The 264-nt window shown below is 68.9% G+C and carries 1 protein-coding gene; it reads right to left on the reverse strand.

Translation table 11 applies throughout. The features are described 5' to 3' along the window. On the reverse strand, positions 1-264 hold a 264-nt coding region (locus RYX56_RS23080), incomplete at both ends, for a carboxylesterase family protein (protein ID WP_317124219.1).

The raw sequence follows: 264 nt of genomic DNA on the forward strand, positions 1-264 counted from the left end.
GTCTCCGCGTCCGGCCAGTCCCGGAACGTGCCGTTCCGCAGTTCCGGCATGGCGATCATATAGCCGCTCTGCGCGATCGCCCCGTCGAACAGCCCGCGCGCCTGCGGCGCCGCCATCAGCAGGATGACGCTCAGCGCGCCGGCGGACTGGCCCGCGATCGTCACCTTGCCGGGGTCGCCGCCGAAGGCGCCGATGTTGTCGTGAACCCAACGCAGGGCCTGGATCTGGTCAGTCAGGCCGTAGTTGCCGGAGATATTCCGTGTC

The organism is Alkalihalophilus lindianensis, from assembly GCF_032843265.1.
Taxonomy (GTDB): Bacteria; Bacillota; Bacilli; order Bacillales; family Bacillaceae_D; genus Alkalihalophilus; species Alkalihalophilus lindianensis.